Origin of the sequence: Streptomyces gelaticus (genome assembly GCF_014649535.1) — a bacterium.
Lineage (GTDB): Bacteria > Actinomycetota > Actinomycetes > Streptomycetales > Streptomycetaceae > Streptomyces > Streptomyces gelaticus.
Map to the genome: position 1 here is coordinate 1 of NZ_BMTF01000005.1, position 2553 is coordinate 2553.

At 65.2% G+C, this 2553-nt stretch carries 3 protein-coding genes; 2 read left to right on the plus strand and 1 reads right to left on the minus strand.

The features are described 5' to 3' along the window. Together IE107_RS08880 and IE107_RS08885 are read left to right on the plus strand one after the other, a co-directional pair. On the plus strand, positions 1-641 hold a 641-nt coding region (locus tag IE107_RS08880), incomplete at its 5' end, for an IS630 family transposase (protein WP_189542944.1). A gap of 570 nt (positions 642-1211) precedes the next feature. Further along, positions 1212-1556 (plus strand): hypothetical protein, encoded by a 345-nt coding sequence (locus IE107_RS08885; protein WP_189542946.1) that lies wholly within the window; start codon positions 1212-1214, stop codon positions 1554-1556. 70 nt (positions 1557-1626) lie between these two features. On the opposite strand, the gene IE107_RS08890 is transcribed toward IE107_RS08885, so the two are convergent. Continuing rightward, positions 1627-2435 (minus strand): IS5 family transposase gene (locus tag IE107_RS08890; RefSeq protein ID WP_189542948.1). Its coding sequence is split into 2 segments (ribosomal slippage): positions 1627-2081 and positions 2081-2435, totalling 810 coding nucleotides; the frame shifts between segments, so codons are not numbered across the junction. Between the last annotated feature and the right edge of the window lie 118 nt (positions 2436-2553).

Consider the following 2553-nt stretch of genomic DNA (forward strand, 5'->3'; position numbering starts at 1 on the left):
CGGACCCGTTCTTCGTCGACAAGATCCACGACGTGGTGGGCCTGTATCTCGATCCGCCGGAGCGGGCGCTCGTGCTGTGTGTGGACGAGAAGTCGCAGATCCAGGCACTGGACCGGTCCCAGCCGGTGCTGCCGATGATGCCCGGGGTGCCCGAGCGGGCCAGTCACGACTACGTCCGCGTCGGCACCACGACCTTGTTCGCCGCCTTCGACGCGGCCACCGGCAAGGTGATCGGGTCCCTCCACCGCCGTCACCGGGCCGAGGAGTTCAGGAAGTTCTTGAACAAACTCGACAAGGAGATCCCTGCCGGACTTCAGGTCCACTTGATCTGCGACAACTACGCAACCCACAAGACCGCGGCGGTCAAGAAGTGGCTGCTGGCCCATCCCAGGTTTCACATGCACTTCACACCCACCAGTTCGTCCTGGCTGAACCTGGTTGAAAGGTGGTTCGCGGAGCTGACGAACAAGCGGATACGGCGAGGCGTCCACAAGTCGGTCCAGGCGCTGGAGAAAGACATCCGTGCCTGGATCGACTCGTGGAACGAAGACCCCAAGCCGTTCATCTGGACGAAGACCGCCGACCAGATCCTCGAATCACTGGCCTCATACTGCCGACGAATTACCGACTCAGGACACTAGTCCGCGCCCTCTACGAACGCCTGGATCGGCTGGAGGCCGCGCTCGCATCGGAGAAGGTTGCACCAAGCGGTGGCTGAACCGTTGGCTGGACGGTTGCTTCCAGCGGGGGACCGAAGGTGGGACCGAAGGTGGGACCGAAGGTGTGCACCCACCAAGCCGGACACCGTCCGTTCCCGCAGGTCAGCCCCGGCGGGCAAGCCCATCCCGGACGACGACACCTCTTCCCACGCGACAGCCGAGGGGAGAGATCCCTCCGTGTCCCGGGCCCGGCGGCCGCGCGGAAGGGTACAAGTACCGGTATGGCGCGTGAGCGGGTGCGGTGGCCGTCCGTGGTGGACCGGGCGCGGGAGATCGTGAACGGGTACGCGCCGATGAAGGTCACGCTGCGCCAGGTCTTCTCTGCATGGTTTGAGGGTGTCTCACCGCTCTCACTTCTTGGCACGCCAGGGCATGGCCGCTCCGCATGCGAACTGATTCGGGTTCGCGGGTGCCGCGCTCTTGAGAGCGCGGCTCTTTAGACGTCGTTTATTTTGGTGCAGTACGAGGAGAGCTGCTGTCACAGTGATCGGTATGGACATCCCTCCCGACGCCGCGCTCATTTTTGACCAAGACGAGGACCTGAGTGTCTTCGCGTCCTTCGTGCATGCCACGAACTACCTTGAGGCGATTGACGTGTCGGAGGGTGAGTACACGGCCGCGTACTCACCGGGCGGTGGCGTGTTGGCACTGACTGCTCCAGAGGGCTGGAAAGGCTCGGTCGTTTTGACCAGGACCGGCAGAAGTGACCTGGTCGATCTGGACCGGAGAGTGGCCCGCTACTGGCAACGTCACCAGACAGGCAAGCCCCCGCGGGACCCGCTAGAGACGGCTCGCTTCTTGATTGACAGGACGATCAGCCCCGCAGGGGATGGCTGAGCCGAGTCACCGGCCTGCTGAGACGCAACAGCACCTGGCAATGAGCTGGCGTTGCCGCCTCAGGATCACTTCACCGAGCAAGGCGGCGGTAGCAGATGAGGGCTGCGGCTATGCCGACGAAGGCGAGGAAGTGCTCGGGTTTGCGTTCGTATCGGCGGTGCAGGCGTCGGCTGCCGGCGAGCCAGGACACGGTCCGTTCGACGACCCAGCGGTGGCGGCCGAGTCGGGTTGAGGACTCGATGCCCTTGCGGGCGATGCGGTGGCGGATGCCTCGTCCGCGGAGCCATCGACGCAGGTGGTCGTAGTCGTAGCCCTTGTCCGCGTGCAGCTTCGCGGGTCGCCTGCGGCGGGGTCCGCGTCGAGATCGGATGGGCGGGATACCGCGCACGAGCGGTTCAAGTCCCTGACTGTCATGCATGTTGGCGCCGGAGATCCCGAGCGACAGCGGCAATCCGTTCCGGTCGGTGATCAGGTGGATCTTCGATCCCAACTTGCCACGATCGGTCGGATTCGGTCCGGCCAGCATCCCCCTTTTGCTGCACGGACGCTGACGGAGTCGATCGCGCACCGCGACCAGTCCAGCTCGCCCCGGGTGCCGAGCTCGTCCAGGACCACGCGGTGGAGCCGGGCCCAGACCCGCTCCCGGCTCCACCGGGCGAACCTCCGGTAGACCGTCTGCCAGGCCGGACCGAAGACCGGCGGCAACTGCCGCCACGTACAACCCGAGGTGGCCACGAAGATGATTGCGGCCAGGGTCTCGCGGTCACCGGCGCGGCGTCGGCCACCGCCCTGCGGGCGCCTCACTTCCGTGGGCGGCACCACCCGCCGGAACAGCACCCACAACTCATCCGGCACCAACCGCTCAACCAAGTCCGTCATGCACGGTTCAACGAACGATCACGCCATAAGAAACGACGTCTTAGTACTCCAGTCTGGTTTCGCGATGCTGGGAGACCCGGCTGGGAACGCGTACGGCCACCGCGTGATCATCGGGGGT

Bases quoted from the DNA above. Each gene is read 5' to 3' on its own strand.
- IE107_RS08885 (WP_189542946.1), top strand. From the start codon at position 1,212: ATGGACATCCCTCCCGACGCCGCGCTCATTTTTGACCAAGACGAGGAC.